A 24,957-nucleotide genomic window follows, 5' to 3' on the forward strand; every position below is an offset into this window, starting at 1 on the left:
TTCTGCGTCCGTCAATGGCTTTCGGGCGGGATTGTGGCCCCGTTATTTGCCGCGGGCGCCCGGCGGCTCGAGCAGGACCTCCTTGAGGTCGTCGCCGCTGATGACGACGATCGCGAAATTGAGCCGGCCGCGCTCGCGCACCAGCCCGCCGCTGATGGCCTTGCCTGATGCCGCCTTCTCGGCGACGCGCACCGCGTCAGCCAGGCGGTGCTTGATGATGCCGAGTACGGCGAGGTTGCTGCGATCCTCATTGTCCAGCTCGGTCAGGGGAAGGGCAGCTTCGCCGCCAATGACCTCGCCGGTCGCCGCGTTGATGGTGTACCGCCAGATCCGGTCATTGTGCAGGGTCTTGACCCGATACACCGGCACGCCCGAGCCGCCATCGAAGCTGATGTCCGCGGTGGTCGCGCCGGCATGACGCGCTTCCGCGATCGCCATCGCCTGGCTGATCGAGACCGACGAAGAGCGGAAGCGTTCGATTTCGCGGCTGACGGCCTGGCGGTCCGCCGCGGCGTCCCCATCTGTGTCGCTGTGGAGGGCGGCGGGCGTAGAGACCGCCGAGATGGTCGCGCGAGCGGGCGCTGCGATGAGCAGGCCCGACAGGGCGATCGCCAGCAAACCGCATACCCCTGGTCTCGTCGCGCTCATGGTCCAAACCTTCGGCCGGCAGGTCTCACGCCGGCAAGTCTGCCGGATGTTCGTAAAGAAATCGCGGCCGACCTTGGGCACCGGCCGGCCGCGGAACGTCACCACGGGCTGTACCCGTCGCGGCGATCCAAGCGGCCCGGTCCTCTTTGGGGCTGGTGAAAAAAGTGGCCCGCACCGCTCTATAAACAAAACCATACCGTATCGTTTTGTTATGGTCAACGAAGCGGCCAGCGTCCGCAGGGGACAAATCGCAGGTCTCACGGAAATGTCAGCGGGAGGGACGGCGCCGGTGCGCGGCTTTTGGCGCGTTTGGGATGCGGTCCGCAGGACCGATCGCGCCGGCCAGGAACAGCTTGATCGCCGCGCGCATCCGCTTCTCGGCGGCCTTCAGCTCCATCGGCGTCCCGAACGTCGCCATGCGGTGCGTGTGGCCGACGACAACGTCGAGGAACACTTCGGCCGCGATCATGGTGTCGTCGACATCCAGCGCGCCTTGCGCCACCAGACGGTCGAAGAAGCGCGCGGTGGTCGCGACGGCCTTCAGCCAGCCCTCTTCCTTGCCGAGCTTGGCGACGTCGGGGAAGTTGATGGCCTGTGACGTCATCATGCGGCTGAAGGCCACGGCGTCGGGACCGCAGGTGAAATTGAGCATCTCGCGCCCGATCTCGACCAGCCGCTGTTCGACCGGGATATCGTTTGCGCTGCTGAGCTGCGTCTCTGCCGCAGCCGACAGCGGCGCGAGCCAGCGCGCGATCTCGCGGCGGAGCACGGCGGCAAACAGGCCGCGCTTGTCGCCGTAACGGGAATAGACGGTGGGCTTGCTGACCCGCGCGGCCTCGGCCACCGCATCGAGCGAGGTCGCGTCAAAGCCGCGATCGAGGAACAGGCGGGTGGCGACCTCGATCAGCCGCTGATCGCGTTCGATTGCGGCGCTCTTGGTCGGCCGGCCGCCGCGCGATTTCGAGACCTCGCGTCGCGACGTTGCCGTTCTTGCCTTGGTCGCAGCCAATCCCATGCCCGATGATGTGCCCAATGATCCGCCCGATGATTCCTGCGCGGTCGTGCCGGTGGTCATTGCTCTATAACGCGCGGCAACCGGGGCGTCATCGCGAATCTGGCCGAATTGGCCGTATCGTCAACGGTCTTCCACCATCGCCGTTCCGCCTCATGGCATCCGCGAGGTCCAGGCTTGACCGCCCGCCGCTTTCTCATAGCCGTACTGGTAGAGCGCACGCATATAGCCGGTATCAAAACCTTCGGACGGCGGCGCCGGATAGTCACGCTCGATGTAGGAAAGATGGAAGCCGAGGTGGTTGCGTTGGGCAAAATCGTAGGTCGACAAGATGACCGAGCGCGTCTGCGATTGAGTGATCGAGGAGAGGCTGCGTGAGGCGACATCGATCGTGCTGTTGGCGACCAGCTCGAAGTTGCGCTCGATCTTCTTGTTGACGAGGATGTAGATGTCCATCTTCGCGTTGCCGGGCAGGCGTCCCTGCAACAGCAAGGCTTCGGGCAGCGTCAGCACCGGGGCGGTCACGCCGCCGTCGACATGCATCTCCTGAAACCTGCGCCCCTGGCCTTCGGCCTCGATCAGGATCGGCGGAAACACCAGGGGAATGCTGGCGGAGGCCGCCATCACATCACGAAACAGCTTTAGCGCTTCGGGCGTGCCGACCGCGGCGATCTTGCCCATGTCCCAGATCGCGGTGCGCTGGGTGTCGAGATCGGTGGTGACGACCAATAGCCGCCGGCCCTTGGCGTTCTCGCGCGCGACCTGCGCCATGATCTCCGGCCCGACATAGCGCGCGACCAGCTCGCGCAGCCGCGTATTGCCGAACAGGCCGGAGCCGAACAGCACGCGGATGATGCTCGGATCGTTCAAGAGGCTCTCGGCGATGCCGCTGGTGTAGAGCTCGCGCAACGTGTCGTCATATTGCGATCCGAGGAACGCAAAGGGCGCGATCAGGCCGCCGGTGCTCACGCCGGAGACGACGGAGAAGGTCGGACGGTTGCGCGCTGCGGTCCAGCCGTTCAGGACGCCGACGCCATAGGCGCCATCGGCGCCGCCGCCTGAGAGTGCCAGATAGGTTCGGCTGCCGGTCGCCTTGTCCTGCTCGAAGCTGAATTTGGTGACAGGCTCGTCGGCGTAGCGCCGCAGACCCTCAATATCGAGCACGCGCGAGCTGCTTGCATCGGCCGCCGTGTAGGGTGTCCGGGGGATCGAGGTGCAGGCGGCGAGCGCCAGGCTGCACGCCACGGCCAGCGACCTGATCAGGCGCTTTGTCCAGTCGTCTGAGACGGCGGACATGTCCGTCGAACATGTGGGGAGGGGCATCGGTCGGTGGCTGACGATCACGCATTTGCGGCCGCCGGCCATTTGCCGCGGCGTCTCGTCCAACCCCCGGCAGCGAAACTATACTGTATCGTTTTGTTTATCAAGCGACTGCGATCATCACGTCCCCGTCAACGCTGTGCCAGTCTGAGGCATCCTGCGGGTTGATCGGGCTCGCCCGACACGCAATAAGCACCGCCATGAATCCTGCTGACACCGCTCTACCCAATCATTTCGAACTGCTCGCCACCGATGGCGCCGCGCGCACCGGCCGCCTGACCACGCCCCATGGCGTGGTGCGGACCCCGGCCTTCATGCCCGTTGGCACCGCCGGCGCCATGAAGGGGATGCACTGGCGCGAGGTGCGCGATGCCGGCGCCGATATCGTGCTCGGCAACACCTATCACCTGATGCTGCGCCCCGGCGCGGAGCGTATCCACGCGCTTGGTGGCTTGCAGCGCTTCACGGGCTGGAACGGGCCGATGCTGACGGATTCCGGCGGCTTCCAGGTGATGTCGCTGGCGGACCTGCGCAAGGTCAGCGAGCATGCCGTGACGTTCCGCTCGCATATCGACGGCGCCAAGGTCGAGCTGTCGCCGGAGCGCTCGATCGAGGTGCAGCGCTTCCTCGGCTCCGACATCGCGATGCAGATGGACGAATGCGTGCGGCTGCCGGCCGAGCGCGACGACATCGAGCGTGCGATGCGGCTGTCGCTGCGCTGGGCCGAACGAAGCAAGCGTGCCTTCGAGAGCGCGCCAGACGGCTACATGCTGTTCGGCATCGTGCAAGGCGGCGACGTGCCGGAGCTGCGCCATGCGAGCGCGCAGGGCCTGGTCGAGATCGGCTTCCACGGCTACGCGATCGGGGGCCTCGCCGTCGGCGAGCCGCAGGCCGTGATGCTGGCGATGATCGACGAGACCGCGCCCCGGCTACCGACCGACCGGCCACGCTATCTGATGGGCGTCGGCACGCCCGATGACATTCTCGAAGCGGTGAAGCGCGGCGTCGACATGTTCGATTGCGTGATGCCGACGCGCAATGGCCGTCACGGGGTCGCCTTCACCCGTTTCGGCCAGGTCAACTTGCGCAACGCCCGCCACGCCGACGATCCGCGTCCGCTCGACGAGGAGAGCGCGTGGCCGTCGACGCGCAATTGCGCGCGCGCCTATCTGCACCATCTCGTCAAGGCGGGCGAGACGCTGGGGGCGATGCTGCTGTCCGAAATCAATATCGCCTACTACCAGTTCCTGATGCAGGGCATCAGAGACGCGATCGCACACGGAACATTCGACGAGTTCTATCAGCGTACGCGCGAGGACTGGGCGAGGGGCGATATCGCCCCGCGCTAGGTCGATCAAAGGTCAGTTGCACACGATCCGCTGCTTGACGGCATGCTTGGTCACGAAACCATAGCCGCAATTGTCGCAGGTCCAGAGATACGAGATCACGTGGTCCGAGACGTAGGCGGACGCTTCAGCGGCAACCATTGAATCGGCGCAGACGGGACAGGTGGGCAACTCACTACAACGCGGATCACGCGTTGGCGCGACGGTCGACAACACTTCAGCAACTGCTGACATCGTGGTGACCTCCCTGCTTCGAGACCTAAGTCTAACATAAGCAGAATCAGTTGACGAGGTCGCAACACGAACGTGTTGATTTTTCGTAATTGCTCCCGCTTCGGCGACGTCTTTGCGATTGTTCCGGATCTATCGCAATGCAAACAACAGTGTGCATTGCGATAGGACGGATGAATTTGTGTTGATCAGATGTCGCGCGAAGCTGCTTACGGCGCCTGCACCTGCACCGGCTTTCCAATCTCGGTCATTGAGCCGGGGGCGATCACGAGATAGCGGCGTGAATCAGCTGTGTCGCTCTGCACAATTTGGCGGATCGGACCAAGCGCATTGACGATCGCCGATCCAGCCGGATTGGTCATGAAGCCAGCCAAGGGCTCGAGCTTGCCGCTGCCGTCGGGATGCGTGGCGAGCGCCAACACGTAGTTGTGTTTGGGCTCGAGCCCGGTCGCTGCGGCCTGCAACACCTGGGACAGGCCCTGGTCGAACAGGCTGACGCTGGTCAGGGCCTTCGTGCTCTCCGAGACCGGACCGACCCGAGCCATGGCGAAATGCGCGACCGCGCCGGCAATGCCGAGCTGCTGCAAATTCGTGGCTTCAGGACTCGTTGCCTCGTCCACGACGCTCATGGCGCCGTTTCCGGACTCACGTACCGTCGGCACAGCATCGGGCACATAAGCGACGGCCTGGGGCGCCTGGCCGATCGGGATGTTCGCGATGACACGGTTCGTGAGCGTGTCGACGGCTGTCAGCTGATCGTCATTCTCCAACCCGACATAGACCCGCGAGCCGTCGCCGGATGGCCAGATGCCATGCGGCAGCTTGCCGACCGGAATGGTCGCAACCTTGCTGAAGTCATCAGTGCGGTAGACCTGGATCTCGTTCAGACCGCCGACGGTGATGTAGGCGAACTGCCCATTGGCGTTGCGGACGATGTTGACGTGATTGGTGATCGGCCCCGTATCCAGCGTCTTGAGCAGGTTGAAGGGAGGGCGGGCGTCGAAGACCTGCGCCTTGCCGGTATCCTTCAGGGTGAACCAGACTTGCGCGCCGTCAGGCGTGGCTGCGAGATCGGGACAGAACGGGCTGGCCTGCGCAACCTTTCCGACGACGGAATGATCGGCCACGGAGATGACCGCGATTTCCGGAACGAACGACGAGCAGACATAGCCGTATTTGCCGTCGGGCGAGAAGATCTGCATGCCCGGCCCGTTCGCCAGCACGATCCGCGCCTTCTCTTCAAAGCTGACGGGGTCGAGGACGGCCACGTAGTTCTCGCCGCGCACGGTCACCCAGACCTCCTTGCCGTCGGGCGTGAAGAAGGCTTCATGCGGCGAGCGGCCGACATAGGTCGTGTGCTTGACCATGTTGGTCGCGGTATCGATGAAGGTGACGGAGTTGGATCCGATCGAGACCACGGCCAGCGTGCGGTGGTCAGGCGAAAATCCCATGCCATGCACCAGCAGCTGTCCCCGATAGAGCGGGCTGAAATTGGCCGGCGACGGCGCGCCCAGCCTGATCACGCCGAGCAGCTTGTTGTCGGCGGGATCGGAGACCGAGATCGTGTTGGAGAATTGCTCGGCTGCGTAGACCCGGTCGTGGTGGCTGACGGGAATGTCGGCCGCGGCCGAGGAGCCCGGCGCCTGTCCGCTCCAGGCCGGCAGTGCCGAAAAACCGGACAGACCAAGCGAAATTGTGAGCGCGAGAATTCGCTTCATGGCGGGCTCCTCCTATTTGCGAACCAGGGCCGCCGTGGTCGTTGACGGCGGCGGCGGTTGATTGAGCGCAAGCTGCATGACGGCGATCTCCTGCTGCTGATCGACGATGATCTCCTGGGCGATGCGGCGCAGGGATTCATTTCGGCCGTAACGCAATTCGGCCTGCGCCATCGCGATCGCGCCGCGGTGGTGCGGGATCATCATCGCGGAGAAATCACGATCGACATCGCCTGACGGCGCGATATCCATCTCGCTCATCATCCGATGCATCGCGGTCTGGTTTTCGGCCATGAAAGACCCTTCGTCGCCGCACAGCTCCGACGTCATCGTGTGGGATTCCAGATGGGCGGGTTGGCTGGCGAACCTGGTGCCGCCGGCGAACGCCGCCACGGCGAGGGGCAGGGCGACTGCCAGGGATTTCCACATGGGCGCTCCTGATTTTTACTTCGGCAGTTGGCCGACCTGTTGCAGCAGGGTGAGATTGTCTTCCAGGTGCCAGTTCTCGGCGATGCGCCCGCCCGCGACCCTGTATATGTCGGTCGCGATGAATTCGATGACCTCGCCCTTTCCTTGCGCTTCCTTGAAGCGGCCGGTGAAGTGTCCGCGGAAGTGCAGATGCGCGACCACGCGATCTCCGGCCACGATCATCTGTTCGATCTCGCAGCTCAGATCAGGGATGGCCGTGCGCACGAATTTCGAGGCGGCGAGCGGGCCCTGGATGCCCTGGGCCCGTCCGGGCGGCAATGTGCGGTCCATGAAATCAGGCGCCAGCGCATCGGTCGCGAGCTGCTCTTCTCCATTATTCCAGAACGAGTCGTAGCGGCGGGCCGCAAGGATTTGCGCCTCGCGCTGCGCTTCGGGCAGGCTGGCATCGACGACGAGCTGCCTTGGCTGGACGAGCTCGGCCGCCTGGGCGGGAGGAACGACAAAGGCTGCAACGGCAATCGCCATCGGGAGCAATCGCTTCTTCGTTGCGGTCATTTCAGAGTGGAAATCCATCGCCAATTGTCTCGGGGCATGGGAAGTCAGTACGTGCCGCGCATACTGCCTCCGAGGTCGCCCTGAGACACCCGAAAATGTCCGCAAGCGATTGAGTATCCGTGCGAATGCGAAATCTGCATCGCTTGATGGAAGTCGATCTCGCCTGTTGCTAAGGTGATTGCATCGACGTTGGCGGTCATGCGATCCAGACGCACGGGAAACGCCACGAATCGTCGTAACAGGGAGTTGATCATGGACGCATCGTCCAAGACGGGACGCCAGCCCGGCCGCGGCCGGATCTATGACTCGATCGTCGAGGCGTTCGGCGACACGCCGATCGTTCGCCTGCGCCGGCTGCCGGGCATGCGCGGCGTCAACGCGACGATTCTGGCGAAGCTTGAATATTTCAATCCAGCCGCAAGCGTGAAGGACCGCATCGGCGCCGCCATGATCATCGCCATGGAGAAGGCGGGCATCGTCAAGCCCGACACGGTGCTGATCGAGCCGACATCAGGCAATACCGGCATCGCACTCGCCTTCGTCGCGGCTTCACGTGGTTACCGTCTGAAGCTGGTGATGCCGGAATCCATGTCGATCGAGCGGCGCAAGATGCTGGCGTTCCTCGGCGCCGAGCTGGTGCTGACGCCGGCGGCGCAAGGCATGAAGGGCGCGATCGCGACCGCCGAAGAGCTGTTGAAGACGACGCCGAACTCGGTGATGCCGCAGCAATTCAAGAACCTCGCCAATCCCGAGGTGCATCGCCGTACCACGGCGGAAGAGATCTGGAACGACACCGCTGGCAATATCGATTACTTCGTCGCCGGCGTCGGCACCGGCGGCACCATCACAGGCGTCGGTCAGGTTCTGAAGCCGCGCAAGGCATCCCTGCGCGTGGTTGCAGTCGAGCCCGAGGAGAGCCCGGTGCTATCAGGCGGCACGCACACGCCGCACAAGATCCAGGGCATTGGCGCGGGCTTCGTCCCCGACATTCTCGATCGCTCCGTGATCGACGAGATCGTGAAGGTCAATTCGACGACAGCGATCGAAACCTCGCGGGCGCTGGCGCGGCATGAGGGAATTCCGGGCGGCATCTCCTCGGGGGCTGCGATCGCCGCCGCGCTCGAGATCGGCAAGCGGCCGGAAGCTGCGGGAAAAACCATTTTGGCTATCGTGCCGTCGTTCTCCGAGCGCTATCTTTCGACGGCATTGTTTGAAGGGATCTGAGAGATGGCGGATCAACCGAGGCGGCCGCGGACATTGGGCGATGCGCGCACCGAAGCCGAGGCGGCATTCAAGAAGGTGACGGCCAAGGTGGCCGCACCGCCACCGAAGCAGAACGTGGCGCCTGGCATCAAGGAGCAGGTGACGCTGCGCATCGATCAGGACGTTCTGGAGTTCTTCCAGGAGGGCGGCCCAGGCTGGCAGGACCGCATCAACGAGGCGCTGCGGAAGGCCGCGGGGAAGTAGGCGCTTGGCTTGCTGCGAGCCGAGACGCTCGCGTGAGGCACGCCTCTCTCCTCGTCGTTGCGAGGAGCCCTTGCGACGAAGCAATCCAGACTATTGCCGGGGCGGGATTCTGGATTGCTTCGCTGCGCTCGCAATGACAGAATTTGCGGCAGCACTGTCCTTCTGCCTTCACCAAGAACAGCAAAGAAAAAGCCCGGCGTGAGCCGGGCTTTTTGTTTTGAGACTGGATTTTTGCCTCAGCGGCGGAACATTCCGCCCATCATGCCGCCGACCACGCCGCCCATGAAAGCCGCACCGGCGTCGCCGCCACCGCTGTGGCGGGGGGCGGGCGCGCTCTGCGCCTGTGCCGGGGCTGCGCGCCGGGTCGGCTTCGGGCTGTCTTCGCTCGCGGTCGTCGTGGTGGCGACGATCTCGGACAGCAGGGCCTTGTGCTGGAGCTTGTTGAGGAAGCCCGTCGACGGATAGCCGCGGGCGGCCTGCCAGCGCTTGAGCACCGAGCGGGTCTCGTCGCTGAACGCGCCGGTGACCTTGGTGTCGAAGCCGAGGCCGGTGAGGCGGCGCTGCACGTCACGGCGCTGACCCTTGTCGAGACCGATCTGGTCCTCGGTGAGCTGGGTGGCGTCGTCGGTGAAAGTTGCGGGATCGACGCCGGCATTGAGGTTGCGGGTCGTGGTCGACGGACCGTTCTGGATCGCAGCGAGCCGCGCCATTGCCAGCGGCTTGAACTGGCCGTTGGGATAAGCGGAGAGGTAGGCGTTGAGCTCTTCCGGCTTGTTGGATTCCTTCACCGAGCGCCAAAACTCGACTTCAGCCTCGGAGTTGCCGGCCACCGCGGCTGGCGCGGCGGTAGCCGTCGGCGCCGCATTGGCGACTTGGGTCGTCGGCGCCGGATTGAGGTAGACGGCGCCGATCAAATTGGTGTGGCCCCAGGGAAGCTGGCCCTTGTGGGTCTCTTCATTGACCTGCGCGCGCACCGAGGTCATCGCCTGCTGAATCTCGACGCCGGGCTTGGTAATGTTGTCGATCAGCGCGCGGGTGAACGGGCTGTTGTTGCCCTCCTGGCCGTCGAGCGCAGTCTGGCCCGGGCCGGTGGCGAACGCGATCAGCGTGCCTTCGCCCGACTTCATCTCGGCGAGACCGCTGCCGACATTGACGCTGCGGGTGGCCGAGTTCGACTTGATCTTGGCGGCGAAGGGATTGTCGCGGCAGGCATCGAGGAACACCAGCTTGACCTTGGCATCGCCCATGGTCTGGTCGAGGGTCAGGTCGATGTTAATGGCCGCGCCAAGCTTGACGTCCATCTCCGACTTGATGTCGGCATCGACGGGCAGGAGATAGTTGGTGCCGCCGACGGCGATGCCGTGACCGGCATAATAGAACACCGCAACATCGGAGCCCTGCGCCTTGCGGCCGAAATCGAGCAGCTTCTCCGTCATCTGGTCGCGGGTCAGGTTGGATCCTTCGATCACCTCGAAGCCGACATTGCGCAGCGTGGCCGCCATCGCCTTGGCGTCGATCGGCGGGTTCGGCAATTGCGCGACGTTCTTGTAGGCGCCGTTGCCGACGACGAAGGCGACGCGGCGGTCGGCCTTGGCGGCGCTGACCGACAGCGCCATGCACATCAGCGAAACGATGATGGTGAGAGTGCGCATCTGAAATCCCCAACAGAATCGAATGACAGGCAGCAACAGATTGGCGTCGAACCTACACGAAAGCGGCTGGCCTCGCGCTAGCAAAACAACTGATGACCCAACCCATTGCCCTGTGACCAAGTGTGCACGATGGAATGCCCCTCCAACGTGATCCAAATCACGCTCGACCACTCGGATGTGTCGCATCAGGCCGCGTGGCGGTTCACTGAGCGCGGGCCGAAACCAGGGCGGCCGGCTTCAAATTCAGGAGATTGCCAAACAGGATCAGCGCCGCGCCAAGCACGGTCCAGGCGTCGAGCCGCTCGGAATAGAGCAACCAGCCGGCGGTCGCGGTGAGGGGAACCCGCAGGAAGTCCATGGGCACGACAATTGTGGCGTCCGCATAGCGCAGCGCGCTGGCGAGGCAGTAGTGCGAGAAAGTGCCGCAGACCCCGATGACAAGCAGCCAGCCCCAGAGTGTCGCCGACGGCCATGTCCAAACGTAGAGCGTCGGCGCGAAGCCCACCACCATCTGAACCACGATCATCCAGAACAGGATCGACAAGGCGCTCTCGGTCCGGGTCAGCGACTTCGCCAAAGCCATGGAGATGCTGAAGCCAATCGCGGCGCCGAGCGCGATCAACTGACCCGGATTGATCTCGCCGGTAGCGGGCCGCACGATCATGACGACGCCGACGATGCCCAGCACGACGGCGGCGATCTTCCAGATGGTCATGCGCTCGGACAGGAAGGTTGCGGCGAGCAGTGCGGTCCAGATCGGCATCGTGAATTCGATCGCGACGACCTGGCCGATTCCGATCAGCATCAGCGCGTAGAACCAGCCGAGCTGCGCAAAATAATGCACGCCGTTGCGTGCGAGATGCTGCGGCAGACGCTTGGTCGCAACGGCCTTGAAGCCGCCGGAGCGGTAAATGATCGGCAGCAGCAGCGTAAAGCCGATCAGCGAGCGCACCTCCATGATTTCAAAGACGTTCAGGAAGCGTGTGGTCTCGCGGCCGGCAACCGCCATGATCAGCATCAGGGACAGCCAGCCGGCCATCCACAGTGCAGCCATCGTTCTCGACGGTGTTGTGCTCATCGGTGCGGGCGGGAGATCGAACCAGAGGGGAGGCCGGTATCAGCGACATCGCCGGTGATTGCAACGGCCAAATCTGCCGATGCAGCGATGCGCGGCGACGTGCTAAGCCAAGCCTAGACCAACAAGAAAATCGGGAGAGCTTCGCTCATGCGCATCTTGCAGCCAGCCGAATGGAAGAAGCCGCGCGGCTTTTCACATGGCGTCGTGGCCGAGGGGCCGGGCCGCTGGGTCGTGCTGGCCGGACAGACCGGCGGCGACGAGACCGGCAATTATGAGCCCGACATGGCGGCCCAGGTTGCAACCGCGCTGAAGCGGATCATCAAGCTTCTCGCGGAGGCCGGCGCCGGTCCCGAGCACATCGTGCGCCTGACCTGGTACCTGACCAGCCGCAGCGAATATGAGGCTGCGGGCGCCGGTATTGGTGCCGCCTGGAAGGAGACGCTCGGGCGCAATTTTCCGCCGTCGACGCTGCTCTATATTGGTGGGCTCGTGGACGACCGTGCCAAGGTCGAGATCGAGGTCACGGCGTTCGTGCCGACTTCGTAAGATCCTGCGCATAAAAAATCGACCCGGCGAGGTCACCGGGTCGATGATCGTGTCACCCGTGCTGTCGGCCTATCTCGACAGCGAGATATTGGCGCCACGGAACTGGCTGTCCGCACGCATTGTGACGCTCTGCTTGTTGCCGCTCGTTCTCAGCGCAATGTTGGCGTTGAATCCGGCGGCAGAGGCGACCACTTCGAAGTTCCCGCCGCCGCCGCGGCCCTGAAGTGAGCCGGAGATGTTGCGGCTCGCCTCGGACCAGCTTCCCGTAATGGTATTACCCGCCGACTGAACGTTCGCGGAGAGGATGAATTTGTAGGCGTCGCTGGCGCAAGTCAGCGTCATTTCCATCGTGGGTCCAATGGGGGCGTATTTGGCCCGGCAACGGATGCGTTCCGTCGATCCGTCCTCGAGGCTGACGGTGCCGCTGCCGCTCCAGCTGCCCGCAAGCGGCGCGAAGGGGCCAGCCTGGGCCTTGCCCTCCGAGCTGGTGGCAGCAGCAGTCACAAACAAAACGGCGACCGCCATGAGCAGCCGCCGATTGAGGACGTTCATTCCGAATTGCTTATTGGCGCGATGCTTCCCACCGCCCGCTGCACGGTATGCCTGCAGATGCTCCATTCCACTTTCCCGATCCGGCGTTGCCGCTGAGTTGACCGTTGGCATATGCACCATTGATCGAAACTTTCACAAGACCCCCACTGCCGATGGTGCCGGAAACGTTAGCGCCGGGCGCGGTGATCTTGCCGTCGGCAACCGTCAGCATGGAACTCGCGGTCGCCTCGCAGGAACCGGTCTTGGTTACAATCGTGACCTGCCAATTGCCGTCATAGGGGGTCTGGGCGAAAGCGGGAGCGGCGAGAGTGGCAGTAATAATTGAAGCGGCACAGAACGCCGCGATGCGACCAAAACGCATGAATTCCGTCCTTGAATGTGTCTGATATGCTGACCGTTATTCGGGCCAAATGTGACGGAAATTTGGTGCAATGCAAAGTCGAAAATTGTTCCTGTGGAAACAATGGTTTATTTGCGTTTTGGCCCCAATTTTTGAAGCAGAATCAATGCGACTTCACGTTAATCCTTAACGCGATAGGCGACTCAGGAAAGACTGGGCGCTGAGGTCGCGAACTGCTCGTCCTGAGTCTTGGCCGGCAGCGCCTTGTGGACCTTGGCGTAGTCGATCACATCAGCCAGCAGCTTGAGCCCGAGCGGCGCCAGCGCGCGTTCCCAGAGCTCGCGGGCGGTCTCACCCTTCTTCACGAAGCACCAGTCCTGAGCGGCGATGGCGCCGGCATCCATACGGTCGGCGAGATGATAGATCGTGCCGCCGGCAATCGGGTCGCCTTCCTTGATGGTCCATTCCACTGCGGCTTTGCCGCGATGGCGCGGTAGCAGCGAGGGGTGATAGCCGATCCCGCCGAGCTTGCTGGCTGCGAGCGCGTCCTTGCCGATCCGGGCATGGCTGTGCGCGGTGATGATCAGATCGGTGTCGGGGGCGATTTCGGAGGCCACCACCAGCTTCGGATTGGCCTGCACCACGACCTCGATGCCGGCAGCCTTGGCGGTTGCGGCCAGGCGGTCGTCGGCGTCGGCTACCACGACCCGCACGACCCCGACGCCGTGCTCGCGAAGCATGTTCAGGGTGGTCACGCCGAAATGGCGGGAGCCGACGAGGGTAATGCGCATGGGTGTCTGATCCGTCTCGCAGCTGCGTCCTCCCCCGATAACACGTCCGGACGCCCTGTCACCACCCGCGCGGCGTTTGCGCCGGTTATCAACAACGCGCGGGCAAGAAACTCGGCGATTGCACCACGGGCCGTTCCGGTGCTTCGATACGCAGACCGCGACCTGCCCGGAGCGAGCCTATGCGCTGCGTGTTGTCTGTCATTTTCGCGACGCTGATGGTGGCGGCTCCAGCCCACGCCGGTGGACCATACCCGGCGGTCCCGCCCGAGATCGGGGTGGCGCCGTTCATCGGCCCGACCTGGGACGGTTATCGTTGCGCTGAAGGCACGATCTATAATTTCTACCATGGCGCCTATTACGGCGAGGAGCCGCCGGCGCTCCATCGCGGCTATGCCTACAGGCCGTATTACCGCTACAGCGCTTATCGCAAATGGCCGCACAAATATTTCTGCGTCTCGGACTGAGCGTTGCCGCAGCGCCACGGTCGGCGGCAAATGATCAATGCGCCGGTTCCTGTGTTTCGTTTTTAACAGAGGAATTCCGTATGTGCGGCTAAACTCTGCGCCAACCGGGGCTGGTCAGATTTCATTCCGGATCCGTTTTCGAACCCGGCTGAAGCCGCTGGCGCAATCGCCAGCGGCTTTTTCGTTGTCCGCCTCACCGGATCATCAAACGGTAACACGTTCTCAACCTCATTGTCGTATCGACGAATCCGTCGCGGATTTGTATTGCGTACCGCGACACCAAGAATGTCCCGCCGGCGTGGGTGCGCCGTGCCGGCATTTTTGCCGGGACCTTTTTCATGTCGAACGCAATTGCGCAGATCGTTGACGCCTATGTGCGGCTGAAGAACCGCCGTGGCCTCGATGAGCTGATGATGCACAGGCAGCGCCTCGCCGTCGATCTGAAGAGCAAGTCAGGCGCTTACGACTTCAGCCTGCCGATCAGCAAGATCGACGAGGAGATCGCGATCATCGAGGAAGGCCTCAGCCGGCTGAAGGCTGAATCCACCGACACCGGCACAACGCGTCCGATCTGACGCTCAGTCGCGCCGTCCGCCATCGATCACGGTGAACAAGGGCCGCGCCGGGGTCGGCTCGACCAGCAGTTCCTCCACCAGCGCGGTTGCCGCGTCGACATATTTGCGCGTGGGCTTGTCGAGCTCGCGTTCCGCCTCGTCATCGAGCGCGACTTTTGCGGCCTCGACCAGCTTGCGCATCCGCGTCGCGTGGTCATCGCCTGCCGTCAGCGTCGCGCGTGCCAGCGAACGCAGCACGAACAGCTCGCCTTCGAGGCGAAGTAGGCGGTCGTTGAGCCGGGTGAGGACAGCGTTGAGGTCGGCCATGGCGTGCTGTTCGTTGCAGGGGTCCTGACCCGTCTAGCTGTCATCGGTGAACGGAGTGCAAATGCCGAAGGCGCAATTGGTCCGATCTGTCCGAGATCAGACCGCATTTCGCGCCAGATAGTCGCGCGCGAAGACCAGATACCAGTCGAGGCAGGCCGGATTGGCCATCGCTTCCTTGTTGATGACCTTCTCGACGGGGTGGCCGAGCAGCAGCTTCTTGATCGGCAGCTCCTGCTTCTTGCCCGACAGCGTGCGCGGGATCTCGGCGACGGCAAAAATCTCATTCGGCAGGAAGCGGCGTGAGAGACCTGCCTCGATCGCCTTGTTGATCTTCGCCTGCATCGCGCCGTCGAAAGCGACGCCCTCGCGCAGCACCACGAACAGCGGCATGTAGCTGTCGCGGCCGAGATATTCGAGGTCGACGACAAGGCTATCGAGCACCTCCGGCAACGCCTCGATCGCGGAATAGAGCTCGCTGGTACCCATGCGCAGGCCGTGCCGGTTGATCGTCGCATCGCTGCGGCCGTAGATCACGCAGGAGCCATCCAGGTTGACCTTGAGCCAGTCGCCGTGCCGCCACACCGGCCCGCGGCCGCTGCCGTCGAAATTGTCAGGATAGGTCTCGAAATAGCTGGCGAGATAGCGCGCATTGCCCTTGTCGTTCCAGAAATAGAGCGGCATCGACGGCATCGGCTCGGTGCAGACGAGCTCGCCGACCTCGTCCGTGACGGCACGGCCCTGTTCGCTGAAGGCTTCCACGGCGGCGCCGAGCAGGCGGCATTGCATCGCCCCCGGCGTCTGCGGCAATTCCCTGTTGCCCCCGATGAAGGCGCCGGCGAAATCGGTGCCGCCGGAGATGTTCGCCCACCAGATATCGGCCTGCGCCTTGCTGCCGTTGGTCTTCGACAGTGCTGCGAAGCGCTCGTTGAACCAGGCCTGGGTGTCGGCGCTGAGCGGCGAGCCGGTCGAGCCGAGACAGCGCAGGCGTGAGAGATCGCCGGCAGCGGCAAGGTCAATCTCCGCCTTGGCGCAATTGGCGAAGAACGCCGCGCCCGCGCCGAAGAAGGTTGCTTTCGATTGCGCCACGAAGCGCCACAGCGTGGTCCAATCAGGCTTGTCTCTGGTGCCGCCGGGGCTGCCGTCGAAAATGCAGCAGGTGGTGCCGCTCAGCAGACCTCCCACTTGCGAATTCCACATGATCCAGCCCGTCGATGAGTACCAGTGATAGCGCTCGCCGAATGAGTTCTCGTGATAGGAGCAGCCGATGTCGTTGTGCAGTCCGAGCAGAGCCAGCACGACGATGACGATGCCGCCATGGCCATGGACGATCGGCTTCGGCAGACCGGTGGTGCCGCTGGAATAGACGATCCAGAGCGGATGATCGAACGGCAGCCATTCCGGCTCGAACGCGTCGACCGCGGCGCCCGTCGTCGCGGTGATGTCGGAGAGCAGGGCGTCCGGCGCCGCGGAAGCTTCGCTATGCAGGATCACATGCTCGACCGTCGGCAGCGATCGCCGCAGCTCGGCGACGACGTCCTTGCGATCATGCCTGCGCCCGGCATAGGTGACGGCGTCGCAGGCGATCAGCACTTTTGGCTCGATCTGCTTGAACCGGTCGATCACGGCCGGCGCGGCCATGTCGGGCGCGCAGACGCTCCAGACCGCACCGATGCTGGCGCTGGCGAGAAACGCGATGATGGTCTCGGGGATGTTGGGGAGGTACGCCGCGACGCGGTCGCCGGGCTTGATCCCCTTGTCCTTCAGATGCAAAGCGAGCGCGGCCGCCTTGCGCCGCAGCTCGGGCCAGCTGGTTTCCGTGAGCTTGCCGTCCTCGCCGCTCGAGACGATCGCGGGCAGGCCTGCGGCATGCGCCGCGTCCACATGCCGGAACACCTGCCGCGCATAGTTCACCTGCGCGCCGGGAAACCACACCGCGCCGGGCATCTTGCGCTCGGTGATGACGGCCGCAAATGGCGTCGGCGACTGCAGGTCGTAATAGTCCCAGATGCTGCGCCAGAACGCATCGAGGTCGCGCACCGACCATTGCCGCATCTCTTCGTAAGTCGAAAAGGTCAGGCCGCGTTGCTCGGCGAGCCAGCTGCGATAGAGGGCGATCTGCGGGACGAAAGGAGCGGTCATCATGTATCGGCTTCAGTTGCGGAGAAGGCGAACTTAGCCGGTGTCGACCTTTAGCAAAAGCCGCGCATCGCCCGCCGAATGGCAGGCATGACTTCGCGACCTCGGTGTGCTTTCGGCCAGCTCCAATGCCGCACCCATCGTTGATCTACGTCAACGTTGCCCGTGCACCGCGACGCACGTTGCGTTCAGTTCAGGCTGGGGCACAGCCATCACTATCCAATTGTGCAATGAGGGAGGATCACCATGCGCCGGAGCGAGCGTCGTTCGATGAAGCCAGTGGTTGTCGCAGCGATTGCGGCCGCCGGTCTTTTGGGGACCGTTGGTGTCGCGCTTAGTCCGACACCCGCGAGGGCCGTGGTCTATTGCCAATATATCGATTATCCGCCGTCCTGCGTCGCACGCGCCGGCGTGGTGCTGCGGCCACGCCCTGTTGCACGTGCGGCGGTTCGGGCCGGCACGGCGAGCAGGACCAATCTGAATGGCGGTGTCAACCGCGTCGGCGTGCGTCGGTAAGCGATCTGCGATCGTTACTACTGCACGCCGGCCCAGCGCCGGCCGAACACCGCTGGCTTGGTCCTCACGGCCTGCCAGCCGAAGAAATGGTGCTTGCCGGACCAGCTGTGCACCACGCTGCCGCAGATGGCGCATTTGAAGCTGCCGGCATGCGGCTCGGCATGCTCCTCCCGGGTCGCGGTGTAGTTCATGCTGCAACCCGTGCAGGTGAATTCTTCGATCGTCCAGATGCTGTTGGCCATTGCACCGCAAGTGTTTTTGGGACCTTGCGACGAAGCATAAATGCGAGCCTTTGCATCGGCGTAAATTGGTCGGCTGAAATCCGGTTAATCGTCGTTAGGCAATCCCGGCGCACGTTGCGGATCTTTCTGGATTTTCCTGGATTTGGGCTAGCCTTGCAGGATCGGGCCCGTCTCCGGCCGTCTTGACGGCCGGCCCGGGGCTCGCAATAACCCGGGGCCGCGCAAGCGCCGGCACCCGCGTTGATGCCCGCAAGAAAGCCGTGCCTGTGAAAAGTCTGCGTCAGCTCCTGACCGGCGAGGACGTCATCCAGCTCGTGATCCGGCTCGGCCTGTTGGCGCTGCTGATCATCTGGACATTCCTGATCGTCCGGCCGTTCGTGCCGATCCTGGCCTGGAGCGGCGTGCTCGCGGTCGCATTCTATCCGGCCTTTAGCTGGCTGGCCAAAGTGCTTGGCGGCCGGCCCAAGACCGCAGCCGCCATCCTCACCCTGGTCACGCTCGGCATCGTGCTCGGTCCGGCGACATGGCTCGGCGTGAGTGCGGTCGACGGGGGCAGGGAGCTGGCGCATCAGCTCAGCACCGGCGACCTCGCGCTGCAGTCCGCTCCGGAACAGATCAAGTCATGGCCGGTGATCGGTCCGACATTGTTCGAGTTGTGGGACCAGGCCTACACCAACATCCGCGCGGTGCTGCGTGAGGTCGCGCCCTATCTCCAGCCGCTGGCAGGACCGCTGCTGACGCTCGCTGGTGATGCCAGCCTCGGCACGCTCCAATTCCTGGTCTCGGTGTTTGTGGCCGGCTTCCTGTTTCCGCACGGGCCACGGCTGGTTGCGGCCGGGCGCGGCTTCCTGTCGCGCATCGTGCCCGAGCAGAGCGAGCATTTCCTCACGCTTGGCGGCGCCACCATCCGTGCGGTCGCACAAGGCGTGATCGGCGTTGCCATCGTGCAGGCGCTGCTGGCCGGCATCGGCTTCAAGCTCGCTGCAGTGCCGAGCGCCGGATTGCTGGCCTTCCTCGTGCTGCTGCTGTCGATCGTGCAAATCGGCGCCTTTCTCGTATTGCTGCCTGTCATCATCTGGATCTGGACCGCCAAGGACGTCACCACCGCCCTGGTGCTGACCGTGTTCTTCGTCGTGGTCGGCTTCATCGACACCATGCTGAAGCCGCTCGTGATGGGACGCGGTCTCAACACGCCGACCATCGTCATCTTCGTCGGCGTGATCGGCGGCACGCTGGCCCACGGCATTGTCGGCCTGTTCATCGGGCCGATCATCCTGTCGGTGGCGTGGGAGATGGCAGCGGCGTGGATCGGGAGCGAGGCGGGGAAGCGGACCGCTATATCGCAGGCTTCCGACGAGGTCCCATAGCGTCTCACGCGCGGGCCACACGCCTTTCGCAGAATGTGGACAATTGGGGATGGCGGTGGCCATCAGGGCGGCCGCGGAACTTGTCTAATGAATTAGACAAGTTACGATGGCGCCAGATTCTTTTTTCGGTTTGCGATAGGAATGGCGAAGTCTTCCAAGCTGGTTGCCGCCAAACGCGGCAAGGTCTTGTTGGTCAGGAGACGGTCGGACGGCCTCTGGATGTTCCCGGGCGGCCGCAAGCGTGCGCGCGAAACCGAGAAGGCCTGCCTGCGGCGCGAGATCAAGGAAGAGCTGCCGAAGCTGAAACTCGGCCGGATCAGCCTCTGGAAAGAGGTGAAGGCCAAGAACAAGCGTTCGGGCCGCAAGATGAGCGACGCGATCTTCATCGCCAAGAGCGCCAAGGGGCGCCTTGCGATCGGCGACAAGAAGGAGATCGACCGCGCCGCCTGGCAGAAGCCGCGCGGCATCCGCCTGACCGCGACCTCGCGCTACATCCGGGATCGCCTGTTTCCGCGGAAGTCGCGCCGGAGCTAGCCGCCAAGTGCGACAACCGAGGGCGTGACAATAAGGGGTGTGACAAAGAATCCGACAAGGCGCGCATCGCATGTGAAGCAGTTCACAAGCCGCCACGCAGAGGGCTGCTACACAAGCGTCATTGCCCTTACCAATTCATAATCTTTGAAACACCCCCAGTGTCTCCACGCGCTGGGGTTTTTCGCGTCCAGCCCCGGATGGCTCAGCCCTGCCGCCGCACGAAGCCGGTGATCGTGACTTTCTCCCAGATGCCGGCCGCCGCGAACGGATCGGTGCGATTGAAGGCTTCGACCTCAGTACGGCCAGGAGACTCGATCAGGAACAGGCTGCCGATCATGGTGGCGCCGTCGTCGGCGACCAGCGGGCCCGACATCACGATCTTGACGCCGAAGCGCGAGGTGTCGCTGAGGAAGGCCTTGTGCGCCTCATAATTGGCAAGCCGCCTCGGCAGTGCACCGGTGCGGTCGATGGCGTGGATGGCAAACAGCATGATGTCTCCGGGAGCCCTGAGGGATGATTGTCACGTTAGCCATCCCATTGCGCCATCGCGGCTGGATCGGAGCAACATTGATGGCCAAGTAGCCGCTACTCGGACCTTCCATGCACCCGAGCCCGCCCGGCGGATGACGACCGCGAGCGCGGAGCCGCCCGCGGTTCTGGCGGGGTCGCGATCCTGACCGCCTCGGCCTCGCGCTGCTCTTTGCGCGCCTGCCGTGCGCTTCGCATTGCGCGCTTGATGAACGGGTGCTGAGCGTCGTCGGCGAAGAACAGCACGACTTCGCAACAAGGACATTGCCTGGAATAGCCGTCCTGCAATCGTCCTGCGCGATCGCGAAACATCGTCTTGCAACGCGTGCACTGGATCTGGACGAAACTCATGCGCCGACAACAATGATCATTGGAAATCGGCAGCCACGGTGGGGCCGAACATCTGAAGAACCCCTCAACGCCGGCGTCCGCTTTCTCGTTGCCGCGTGCATTCGCGTGCGAGGCCCTACTGCTTCGCCACCATCGCATCGAGGCAGTGATTGACAAAGTCGGCCCGATCTCGCGGCAACACCTTCGCCAGATCGGCCTTCTGCGCGCATTCGCGCTGGCGGATCTGCTCGGCGCGGCGTTTTTCGGCCGCCTCGCGGTACTCGGGTGCAACCTTGCTGGGATCGACGAGAGCTTGTGAGCGGGCAGGCGAGGTGGCGAGCAGCGCGACAACTGCGACAGCAATAATGACCTGTTTCAAATGAGCCTCCGTAAAAGGCTCATCGTAGCCCCCGCTGCCGGGCGGCTCAACCGTGCATGCGACCGATAGCGGAGCAGCTGTCCGCGCGGCTAGCGGCCGTCTGAACAGTTCATCCCGAGGACATCAATTCGGTTAAACGACGTCACTTTGGGACATGGTCGATCTTGTGTCCCAAATGCCCGGTGTCGTGGTCACGACGCAATTGGCTCAGCGACGTTTCGTTCAACTGATGCAAGACCTCGCCGAGAGTTGCCGTATCCGGATACCCGGCCGCAAAGCCCTTGCCGTAGATCTTCCGCAGTGTCCCGATCAGCGTGTTGCCGTGCTTCTTGCTGATTGCGCCATCCTTGTCCCGGTGGCGACCATCAAGGCCCGGTTCCTTCATGTTGCACTCCCTCGCAGCGTCTGCGCGCCTGGAAAAAGCGTGCGCCCAAAACAGTCGGTTGGCAATGGGACGGCACGTGCAGGCTGAACACTTGCGTACGGCACCGCCGCGACATTGCTTTCGCTTCCGCAAGGGATCGCGAGCCCAAGCGACCCAGGTGCGCGGGGAGGCGGCTAGGCGGCCTGCTCCTCGAAGGAGGTGTAGACCCGGCCATCGGGATCGACGATCTGAACGTCGCGGCACCCGTCCTGGATCAGCTCCCTGGCCTTCTTCAGGGCGGCGGCGAGGGACTCACGCTTGAGGCTGACGACGCCTGCCGTGTCGAAACCGGTGATTTCAAACATGCCGTTCCCTCCGTTTTGTCGAATCCTACACCTTTCGGGTCTGATGTCTCCTGGCTTTTTTCGGCTGGGCAGATGGAACAGGGGACAGCATGAGCCCGCCGTCACGGCTCGCAGCGCCCCGTAATCAGCCGGGGTCACGGGACCTGCCCGGCGACCGCGTCGCTAACGTGGAATTAATCCGAAAAGCCCACAATTTTAGGCAGTTGTGTAAGTGAGTGCTGCGTAAAGGAGGCGTCGAGAGGACGTTCCGGCGACGGCCTCCTTTTGCTCGCTCATGAGGTCAATGCGCATGACCACGACATCCGAAACGCTGGGCTTCGCCGAGCACCTCGACGCTGCAGCCCTTGCAGCCGCAGCGTCAGAATCCCAGCCTGAGTCCGAGGCCCTGGAAGCTCCAGTACCGCTCAAGCGCTCCAGCCGTAAATCGGTCCTGGCCTTCGCGGTGTGTGCCCTGGCGATCAATGGCGCGGCGGCCATCTACACTTCGCCCTTTGATCTGCCTTCACCTGACATCAGCAACCTGGCCGCGCTGTTTCCGCGCCAGGAAGAGCCTGCGCCGAAACCGGATCCCGTTGTCGCTGCCCTGAAGGAGATCCAGTCGGCCCAGCAGCAGCAGGCCGCCGCGCTGCAGGAGATCAATTCGTCCTTGCAGCAGAACACGGCGCTGCGTCAGCAGGACTCGACGACCCTGATGTCGCTCCGGCAGAGCATCACGGACGAGCGGGGCGATGTGAAGAAGATATCGCCGCAGCTTTCGACGCTGATCTCGAAGATCGACACGCTGCAAAACACGATGATGTCCGATGTCACGGCCTCCATCCCGCGCTTGCGCGCGCGCGATCGGCTGTTGCTGCGCAAGCGGATGGTTCGGCAGCCGAAGTCGATCGGGCCGGTTTCGATTGGGCCGGTTTCGGTCGGAGGCGCTCCGCTGAGCGCGCCCGCGACGGTGGCGGTCCCGGAGAGCTGAAGGCGGGGCGGGCAAAGCGCGGGGCCATTTCCGCGCAAGCCTCCTTGCGGGAGGCGCCGTGCACAGTCACCTTGAATCGAACAGGGGAGATTGGCGATCGAACTTCGCGTCGGGTCATCACCATCGAGTTAGCAGGCGGGCTGACGCGCCTAAAGATGGAGAAGCATGTACATCGATATCATCAGGCCAACGAAAAATAGGATCGTTGAGCCATAGATCATGTAGACAGCCAAGCGAGCTGATTCACCGGCTCTCTCGCCGGGATCCGGCACGGGCTTGCCAGCGCGTACAGCTTCGACTGAGTCGCGGTAAGCCGAGTCGATCGAGGAGACTGCTGAATAGTAGAAGAAGTAGGCGAATGAAAAGCTCGCAATCCCCAGCGCGAACGATAGCGCTGAAACCTTCAATCCGGTCAGGGGGACGTGCTTGTCGAAAGCGCTTCCAATCGCCGCCGCCGATGCAAGCAAGCCAGCCGCGTTCCCTGCGCCGACAATTCGAATTGCTTCAAACGATAGTTCATAAGAAGTCTTGCCGATAACTTTCTTCGTCAACTCATGCGAATCTATCGTCTGCCTCTCTTCTTGCTGGGACATCAGGACAATCTACAATTCACAACCTTGTGGTGTTGTTGCGTATCTTCGCCGGCAGTTGCGGGGACGGTGCTGGACTGCACCCCTGAAGTGAGACACGGGAGTTACGGTGTTACGGTGACAGTGCACTAAATTGGCATTGCCTGGCGCCGACGTTCTTAGCGAGGCTTTAGGAAGGCGGTAGGGTACGGAGTTTAGTGCACTGTCACCGCAATTCACCGTAATTCTGGCGATCGCCTCATAGCCGAAGGCGACGCCATCGAGCCGAGATCTACTGCCGTTCCTCAAATATGTTGCAGTGAGGATCGCCTGGCTTCACCCCGGCGAAGCTCCTGGAACGAAGGCCCGTCACATTGGAGCAGCGTGTATTCCTTGTAAGAGGGCGGCGGTACGCGCCAGCAAAGCGCCTCACCAGCGGGAACTGTGTGGGTATCCCCCATGCCGATCACATAGTTGCAGTCCGACACAGGCTTTTTGACCTGATCCTGGGCATGAGCCTGGGCTAGCGAAGCCACTGCGAAGAACGCCACGGACAAGACGCGCATTGTTCTCCCCTCTCGCGACAGCAAACACTCTTCACTTAGGAGGAGACCAGTGGGGGAGGTAAGAAATTCCCCGATTTCTGATGGCCGCATGGGGCGGCATCAGCACGACATTGACGAACTCCTGATCACGTAAGCTGCGGCAGGTGCGAGCGTTCCATCTCGCTGAAGGTGATTTCGGTCACACAATCAGGCACGACAGCGTCATCCCACTGAATTGAGCGATCGTGAACCCACCGGCACTTGGGGATGATTGACGGCCGAACCACATGTCCAGCTGCGAATGCTCGATTGGAAACAGCGATGATGCGGTCTGTTTTAGCCTTGGGCCTATTGTTTGCTCTGAGTGCTGCGGGGAATGCTGCCACGGCGCATCGCTCAACGTCACCATTGCGCACACGCCAGCAAGTGTTCGTTCCTCCCACTCAGTCCGTTGCTCCCGGTCGAAGCGTGGCCACCCCCGGCTTCGCCGTCCCGGGCTGGACCGACGAGGCCACCAGGCGATGGCTGGACAGCCCCACCGCCTGCTTGGGCTGTGGCGGATAGCCCGCCACGGTGTGGCATCTGACTGCGGAATGGTCGCGGAAAGCGGGTGGAACGAGGCGGAGGCCGCTCGCACTGGGACCACTCAATACTCGGCATCCCACGTGGTGCGTGCCGATCCCAGGCGATGAGCAGGGCTGCCACCACTGGCTTGTTGGTGAGCGCGCTGGGGCTCGAACCCAGGACCCCGTGATTAAAAGTCACGTGCTCTACCGGCTGAGCTACGCGCTCCCATGGCCGCTGATGGCTTCGAAATCGCCATCGTCTTCGGACATTCGAGAAGCATGTCTTGCCGCTACGCTTCAAACTCGCGTCGCGGGGAAAACCGGCTGTTTCCGGATCATGCCTTTCGGCCCGCGCTGTGTAGGGGGATGGGGCGCTGAGGTCAATAGCAGGGGTGACTGCCAAAACACGCGGCAGAAGCGGGGATTTTCCTGCCGCTTCCAGCGCTTAGGCCAGGGTTTTGAACCTGTTTGGCGGGGCGTCATCCACGCTCAAACACCTCGTGACTTTTATTGACGGGAGGT

The 24,957-nt window shown here is 63.2% G+C and carries 31 protein-coding genes and 1 tRNA gene; 10 read left to right on the forward strand and 22 right to left on the reverse strand.

What is annotated here, in order from left to right:
- Positions 1 to 42: 42 nt before the first annotated feature.
- From L6637_RS01235 to L6637_RS01245, 3 genes are all read right to left on the reverse strand, one after another.
- Positions 43 to 648 carry a PepSY domain-containing protein gene (locus L6637_RS01235; RefSeq protein ID WP_237862248.1) on the reverse strand — a complete coding sequence of 202 codons (606 nt, stop codon included), beginning with the start codon at positions 646 to 648 and terminating at the stop codon, positions 43 to 45.
- Between the two features lie 268 nt (positions 649 to 916).
- A complete protein-coding gene (locus L6637_RS01240) occupies positions 917 to 1,663 on the reverse strand; it encodes a TetR/AcrR family transcriptional regulator (protein ID WP_237869976.1) in 747 nt (248 codons plus the stop codon).
- 150 nt (positions 1,664 to 1,813) lie between these two features.
- Complete coding sequence (locus tag L6637_RS01245; RefSeq protein ID WP_237868808.1) at positions 1,814 to 2,956, reverse strand: patatin-like phospholipase family protein; 1,143 nt, start codon at positions 2,954 to 2,956, stop codon at positions 1,814 to 1,816.
- A 224-nt stretch (positions 2,957 to 3,180) separates the two neighbouring features.
- On the opposite strand from L6637_RS01245, the gene tgt reads away from it, so the two are divergent.
- Positions 3,181 to 4,329, forward strand: coding sequence for a tRNA guanosine(34) transglycosylase Tgt (gene tgt, locus L6637_RS01250; protein ID WP_237862250.1), 1,149 nt, complete (start codon positions 3,181 to 3,183; stop codon positions 4,327 to 4,329).
- A gap of 12 nt (positions 4,330 to 4,341) precedes the next feature.
- Here tgt and L6637_RS01255 read toward each other — a convergent pair whose 3' ends face one another.
- The 5 genes from L6637_RS01255 to L6637_RS01275 all read right to left on the reverse strand — a co-directional run bounded on the left by L6637_RS01255 (position 4,342) and on the right by L6637_RS01275 (position 7,510).
- On the reverse strand, positions 4,342 to 4,560 hold the full coding sequence (locus L6637_RS01255) for a hypothetical protein (RefSeq protein WP_237862251.1): 219 nt from the start codon (positions 4,558 to 4,560) through the stop codon (positions 4,342 to 4,344).
- 206 nt (positions 4,561 to 4,766) lie between these two features.
- Positions 4,767 to 6,275 (reverse strand): YncE family protein, encoded by a 1,509-nt coding sequence (locus L6637_RS01260; protein WP_237868809.1) that lies wholly within the window; start codon positions 6,273 to 6,275, stop codon positions 4,767 to 4,769.
- A 12-nt stretch (positions 6,276 to 6,287) separates the two neighbouring features.
- Positions 6,288 to 6,701, reverse strand: coding sequence for a DUF305 domain-containing protein (locus L6637_RS01265; protein WP_333909361.1), 414 nt, complete (start codon positions 6,699 to 6,701; stop codon positions 6,288 to 6,290).
- Between the two features lie 15 nt (positions 6,702 to 6,716).
- Entirely contained in the window at positions 6,717 to 7,256 is a 540-nt protein-coding gene (locus L6637_RS01270; protein WP_237862254.1) for an ester cyclase, read from the reverse strand.
- Between the two features lie 44 nt (positions 7,257 to 7,300).
- Positions 7,301 to 7,510 (reverse strand): hypothetical protein, encoded by a 210-nt coding sequence (locus tag L6637_RS01275; protein ID WP_237862255.1) that lies wholly within the window; start codon positions 7,508 to 7,510, stop codon positions 7,301 to 7,303.
- Here L6637_RS01275 and cysK point away from each other — a divergent pair.
- Together cysK and L6637_RS01285 are read left to right on the forward strand one after the other, a co-directional pair.
- Positions 7,509 to 8,480 carry a cysteine synthase A gene (gene cysK / locus L6637_RS01280; protein ID WP_237862256.1) on the forward strand — a complete coding sequence of 324 codons (972 nt, stop codon included), beginning with the start codon at positions 7,509 to 7,511 and terminating at the stop codon, positions 8,478 to 8,480. The two genes, L6637_RS01275 and cysK, sit on opposite strands and share 2 nt — an antisense overlap.
- Before the next feature lie 3 nt (positions 8,481 to 8,483).
- Entirely contained in the window at positions 8,484 to 8,723 is a 240-nt protein-coding gene (locus L6637_RS01285) for a BrnA antitoxin family protein (protein ID WP_194475792.1), read from the forward strand.
- Between the two features lie 236 nt (positions 8,724 to 8,959).
- Here the strand turns inward: L6637_RS01285 and L6637_RS01290 are convergent, their stop codons facing one another.
- Complete coding sequence (locus L6637_RS01290; RefSeq protein ID WP_237862257.1) at positions 8,960 to 10,375, reverse strand: caspase family protein; 1,416 nt, start codon at positions 10,373 to 10,375, stop codon at positions 8,960 to 8,962.
- A gap of 202 nt (positions 10,376 to 10,577) precedes the next feature.
- Positions 10,578 to 11,453 carry a DMT family transporter gene (locus L6637_RS01295; protein WP_237868810.1) on the reverse strand — a complete coding sequence of 292 codons (876 nt, stop codon included), beginning with the start codon at positions 11,451 to 11,453 and terminating at the stop codon, positions 10,578 to 10,580.
- 147 nt (positions 11,454 to 11,600) lie between these two features.
- Between L6637_RS01295 and L6637_RS01300 the strand changes: the two genes are divergently transcribed.
- Entirely contained in the window at positions 11,601 to 11,999 is a 399-nt protein-coding gene (locus L6637_RS01300; RefSeq protein ID WP_237862259.1) for a RidA family protein, read from the forward strand.
- Positions 12,000 to 12,068: 69 nt separating this feature from the next.
- On the opposite strand, the gene L6637_RS01305 is transcribed toward L6637_RS01300, so the two are convergent.
- The 3 genes from L6637_RS01305 to L6637_RS01315 form a co-directional block, all read right to left on the reverse strand.
- The gene (locus tag L6637_RS01305; RefSeq protein ID WP_237862260.1) at positions 12,069 to 12,617 is read right to left on the reverse strand and encodes a hypothetical protein; all 549 of its coding nucleotides are present in this window, start codon (positions 12,615 to 12,617) and stop codon (positions 12,069 to 12,071) included.
- The gene (locus L6637_RS01310; RefSeq protein WP_237862261.1) at positions 12,562 to 12,912 is read right to left on the reverse strand and encodes a hypothetical protein; all 351 of its coding nucleotides are present in this window, start codon (positions 12,910 to 12,912) and stop codon (positions 12,562 to 12,564) included. The genes L6637_RS01305 and L6637_RS01310 overlap by 56 nt, the downstream gene beginning before the upstream one ends.
- Positions 12,913 to 13,094: 182 nt before the next feature.
- Positions 13,095 to 13,682 (reverse strand): formyltransferase family protein, encoded by a 588-nt coding sequence (locus tag L6637_RS01315; protein ID WP_237862262.1) that lies wholly within the window; start codon positions 13,680 to 13,682, stop codon positions 13,095 to 13,097.
- A gap of 188 nt (positions 13,683 to 13,870) precedes the next feature.
- Here L6637_RS01315 and L6637_RS01320 point away from each other — a divergent pair, with 188 nt between their 5' ends.
- Together L6637_RS01320 and L6637_RS01325 are read left to right on the forward strand one after the other, a co-directional pair.
- Positions 13,871 to 14,146, forward strand: a complete 276-nt coding sequence (locus L6637_RS01320) for a hypothetical protein (protein ID WP_237862263.1) — start codon at positions 13,871 to 13,873, stop codon at positions 14,144 to 14,146.
- 338 nt (positions 14,147 to 14,484) lie between these two features.
- Complete coding sequence (locus tag L6637_RS01325) at positions 14,485 to 14,721, forward strand: hypothetical protein (RefSeq protein ID WP_237862264.1); 237 nt, start codon at positions 14,485 to 14,487, stop codon at positions 14,719 to 14,721.
- 3 nt (positions 14,722 to 14,724) lie between these two features.
- Here L6637_RS01325 and L6637_RS01330 read toward each other — a convergent pair whose 3' ends face one another.
- Together L6637_RS01330 and L6637_RS01335 are read right to left on the reverse strand one after the other, a co-directional pair.
- A complete protein-coding gene (locus L6637_RS01330) occupies positions 14,725 to 15,027 on the reverse strand; it encodes a hypothetical protein (protein WP_237868811.1) in 303 nt (100 codons plus the stop codon).
- Positions 15,028 to 15,123: 96 nt separating this feature from the next.
- Positions 15,124 to 17,166 carry an acetoacetate--CoA ligase gene (locus tag L6637_RS01335; protein ID WP_237869980.1) on the reverse strand — a complete coding sequence of 681 codons (2,043 nt, stop codon included), beginning with the start codon at positions 17,164 to 17,166 and terminating at the stop codon, positions 15,124 to 15,126.
- A 267-nt stretch (positions 17,167 to 17,433) separates the two neighbouring features.
- On the opposite strand from L6637_RS01335, the gene L6637_RS01340 reads away from it, so the two are divergent.
- A complete protein-coding gene (locus L6637_RS01340) occupies positions 17,434 to 17,679 on the forward strand; it encodes a hypothetical protein (RefSeq protein ID WP_237862267.1) in 246 nt (81 codons plus the stop codon).
- A 17-nt stretch (positions 17,680 to 17,696) separates the two neighbouring features.
- Here the strand turns inward: L6637_RS01340 and L6637_RS01345 are convergent, their stop codons facing one another.
- Entirely contained in the window at positions 17,697 to 17,921 is a 225-nt protein-coding gene (locus L6637_RS01345; protein WP_237862268.1) for a hypothetical protein, read from the reverse strand.
- A gap of 260 nt (positions 17,922 to 18,181) precedes the next feature.
- On the opposite strand from L6637_RS01345, the gene L6637_RS01350 reads away from it, so the two are divergent.
- Together L6637_RS01350 and L6637_RS01355 are read left to right on the forward strand one after the other, a co-directional pair.
- Complete coding sequence (locus L6637_RS01350) at positions 18,182 to 19,288, forward strand: AI-2E family transporter (protein WP_237868813.1); 1,107 nt, start codon at positions 18,182 to 18,184, stop codon at positions 19,286 to 19,288.
- 141 nt (positions 19,289 to 19,429) lie between these two features.
- On the forward strand, positions 19,430 to 19,822 hold the full coding sequence (locus tag L6637_RS01355) for an NUDIX hydrolase (RefSeq protein ID WP_057755621.1): 393 nt from the start codon (positions 19,430 to 19,432) through the stop codon (positions 19,820 to 19,822).
- 202 nt (positions 19,823 to 20,024) lie between these two features.
- Here L6637_RS01355 and L6637_RS01360 read toward each other — a convergent pair whose 3' ends face one another.
- The 4 genes from L6637_RS01360 to L6637_RS01375 all read right to left on the reverse strand — a co-directional run bounded on the left by L6637_RS01360 (position 20,025) and on the right by L6637_RS01375 (position 21,788).
- The gene (locus tag L6637_RS01360; protein ID WP_237868814.1) at positions 20,025 to 20,312 is read right to left on the reverse strand and encodes a YciI family protein; all 288 of its coding nucleotides are present in this window, start codon (positions 20,310 to 20,312) and stop codon (positions 20,025 to 20,027) included.
- A gap of 504 nt (positions 20,313 to 20,816) precedes the next feature.
- Positions 20,817 to 21,059: a hypothetical protein gene (locus tag L6637_RS01365; protein ID WP_237862271.1), complete on the reverse strand. Its 243-nt coding sequence runs from the start codon at positions 21,057 to 21,059 to the stop codon at positions 20,817 to 20,819.
- A 142-nt stretch (positions 21,060 to 21,201) separates the two neighbouring features.
- Entirely contained in the window at positions 21,202 to 21,444 is a 243-nt protein-coding gene (locus tag L6637_RS01370) for a hypothetical protein (RefSeq protein WP_237862272.1), read from the reverse strand.
- 173 nt (positions 21,445 to 21,617) lie between these two features.
- Positions 21,618 to 21,788 carry a hypothetical protein gene (locus L6637_RS01375; RefSeq protein ID WP_237862273.1) on the reverse strand — a complete coding sequence of 57 codons (171 nt, stop codon included), beginning with the start codon at positions 21,786 to 21,788 and terminating at the stop codon, positions 21,618 to 21,620.
- A 289-nt stretch (positions 21,789 to 22,077) separates the two neighbouring features.
- Between L6637_RS01375 and L6637_RS01380 the strand changes: the two genes are divergently transcribed.
- Positions 22,078 to 22,755: a hypothetical protein gene (locus L6637_RS01380; RefSeq protein WP_333909362.1), complete on the forward strand. Its 678-nt coding sequence runs from the start codon at positions 22,078 to 22,080 to the stop codon at positions 22,753 to 22,755.
- Between the two features lie 149 nt (positions 22,756 to 22,904).
- Here L6637_RS01380 and L6637_RS01385 read toward each other — a convergent pair whose 3' ends face one another.
- On the reverse strand, positions 22,905 to 23,348 hold the full coding sequence (locus L6637_RS01385; protein WP_237868815.1) for a hypothetical protein: 444 nt from the start codon (positions 23,346 to 23,348) through the stop codon (positions 22,905 to 22,907).
- 1,237 nt (positions 23,349 to 24,585) lie between these two features.
- Positions 24,586 to 24,661: transfer RNA gene (locus tag L6637_RS01390), tRNA-Lys, on the reverse strand.
- Positions 24,662 to 24,957 lie beyond the last annotated feature (296 nt).

Origin of the sequence: Bradyrhizobium zhengyangense (assembly GCF_022012435.1) — a bacterium.
In the GTDB taxonomy this organism is placed as follows: domain Bacteria; phylum Pseudomonadota; class Alphaproteobacteria; order Rhizobiales; family Xanthobacteraceae; genus Bradyrhizobium; species Bradyrhizobium zhengyangense.

Excerpts from the sequence above, each read along its gene's own strand:
- L6637_RS01235 (WP_237862248.1), bottom strand. The coding sequence starts at position 648 with ATGAGCGCGACGAGACCAGGGGTATGCGGTTTGCTGGCGATCGCCCTG.
- L6637_RS01240 (WP_237869976.1), bottom strand. The coding sequence starts at position 1,663 with ATGGGATTGGCTGCGACCAAGGCAAGAACGGCAACGTCGCGACGCGAG.
- L6637_RS01245 (WP_237868808.1), bottom strand. The coding sequence starts at position 2,956 with ATGTCCGCCGTCTCAGACGACTGGACAAAGCGCCTGATCAGGTCGCTG.
- tgt (WP_237862250.1), top strand. The coding sequence starts at position 3,181 with ATGAATCCTGCTGACACCGCTCTACCCAATCATTTCGAACTGCTCGCC.
- L6637_RS01255 (WP_237862251.1), bottom strand. The coding sequence starts at position 4,560 with ATGTCAGCAGTTGCTGAAGTGTTGTCGACCGTCGCGCCAACGCGTGAT.
- L6637_RS01260 (WP_237868809.1), bottom strand. The coding sequence starts at position 6,275 with ATGAAGCGAATTCTCGCGCTCACAATTTCGCTTGGTCTGTCCGGTTTT.
- L6637_RS01265 (WP_333909361.1), bottom strand. The coding sequence starts at position 6,701 with ATGTGGAAATCCCTGGCAGTCGCCCTGCCCCTCGCCGTGGCGGCGTTC.
- L6637_RS01270 (WP_237862254.1), bottom strand. The coding sequence starts at position 7,256 with ATGACCGCAACGAAGAAGCGATTGCTCCCGATGGCGATTGCCGTTGCA.
- cysK (WP_237862256.1), top strand. The coding sequence starts at position 7,509 with ATGGACGCATCGTCCAAGACGGGACGCCAGCCCGGCCGCGGCCGGATC.
- L6637_RS01275 (WP_237862255.1), bottom strand. The coding sequence starts at position 7,510 with ATGATCAACTCCCTGTTACGACGATTCGTGGCGTTTCCCGTGCGTCTG.
- L6637_RS01285 (WP_194475792.1), top strand. The coding sequence starts at position 8,484 with ATGGCGGATCAACCGAGGCGGCCGCGGACATTGGGCGATGCGCGCACC.
- L6637_RS01290 (WP_237862257.1), bottom strand. The coding sequence starts at position 10,375 with ATGCGCACTCTCACCATCATCGTTTCGCTGATGTGCATGGCGCTGTCG.
- L6637_RS01295 (WP_237868810.1), bottom strand. The coding sequence starts at position 11,453 with ATGAGCACAACACCGTCGAGAACGATGGCTGCACTGTGGATGGCCGGC.
- L6637_RS01300 (WP_237862259.1), top strand. The coding sequence starts at position 11,601 with ATGCGCATCTTGCAGCCAGCCGAATGGAAGAAGCCGCGCGGCTTTTCA.
- L6637_RS01305 (WP_237862260.1), bottom strand. The coding sequence starts at position 12,617 with ATGGAGCATCTGCAGGCATACCGTGCAGCGGGCGGTGGGAAGCATCGC.
- L6637_RS01310 (WP_237862261.1), bottom strand. The coding sequence starts at position 12,912 with ATGCGTTTTGGTCGCATCGCGGCGTTCTGTGCCGCTTCAATTATTACT.
- L6637_RS01315 (WP_237862262.1), bottom strand. The coding sequence starts at position 13,682 with ATGCGCATTACCCTCGTCGGCTCCCGCCATTTCGGCGTGACCACCCTG.
- L6637_RS01325 (WP_237862264.1), top strand. The coding sequence starts at position 14,485 with ATGTCGAACGCAATTGCGCAGATCGTTGACGCCTATGTGCGGCTGAAG.
- L6637_RS01330 (WP_237868811.1), bottom strand. The coding sequence starts at position 15,027 with ATGGCCGACCTCAACGCTGTCCTCACCCGGCTCAACGACCGCCTACTT.
- L6637_RS01335 (WP_237869980.1), bottom strand. The coding sequence starts at position 17,166 with ATGACCGCTCCTTTCGTCCCGCAGATCGCCCTCTATCGCAGCTGGCTC.
- L6637_RS01340 (WP_237862267.1), top strand. The coding sequence starts at position 17,434 with ATGAAGCCAGTGGTTGTCGCAGCGATTGCGGCCGCCGGTCTTTTGGGG.
- L6637_RS01345 (WP_237862268.1), bottom strand. The coding sequence starts at position 17,921 with ATGGCCAACAGCATCTGGACGATCGAAGAATTCACCTGCACGGGTTGC.
- L6637_RS01355 (WP_057755621.1), top strand. The coding sequence starts at position 19,430 with ATGGCGAAGTCTTCCAAGCTGGTTGCCGCCAAACGCGGCAAGGTCTTG.
- L6637_RS01360 (WP_237868814.1), bottom strand. The coding sequence starts at position 20,312 with ATGCTGTTTGCCATCCACGCCATCGACCGCACCGGTGCACTGCCGAGG.
- L6637_RS01370 (WP_237862272.1), bottom strand. The coding sequence starts at position 21,444 with ATGAAGGAACCGGGCCTTGATGGTCGCCACCGGGACAAGGATGGCGCA.
- L6637_RS01375 (WP_237862273.1), bottom strand. The coding sequence starts at position 21,788 with ATGTTTGAAATCACCGGTTTCGACACGGCAGGCGTCGTCAGCCTCAAG.
- L6637_RS01380 (WP_333909362.1), top strand. The coding sequence starts at position 22,078 with ATGACCACGACATCCGAAACGCTGGGCTTCGCCGAGCACCTCGACGCT.
- L6637_RS01385 (WP_237868815.1), bottom strand. The coding sequence starts at position 23,348 with ATGTCCCAGCAAGAAGAGAGGCAGACGATAGATTCGCATGAGTTGACG.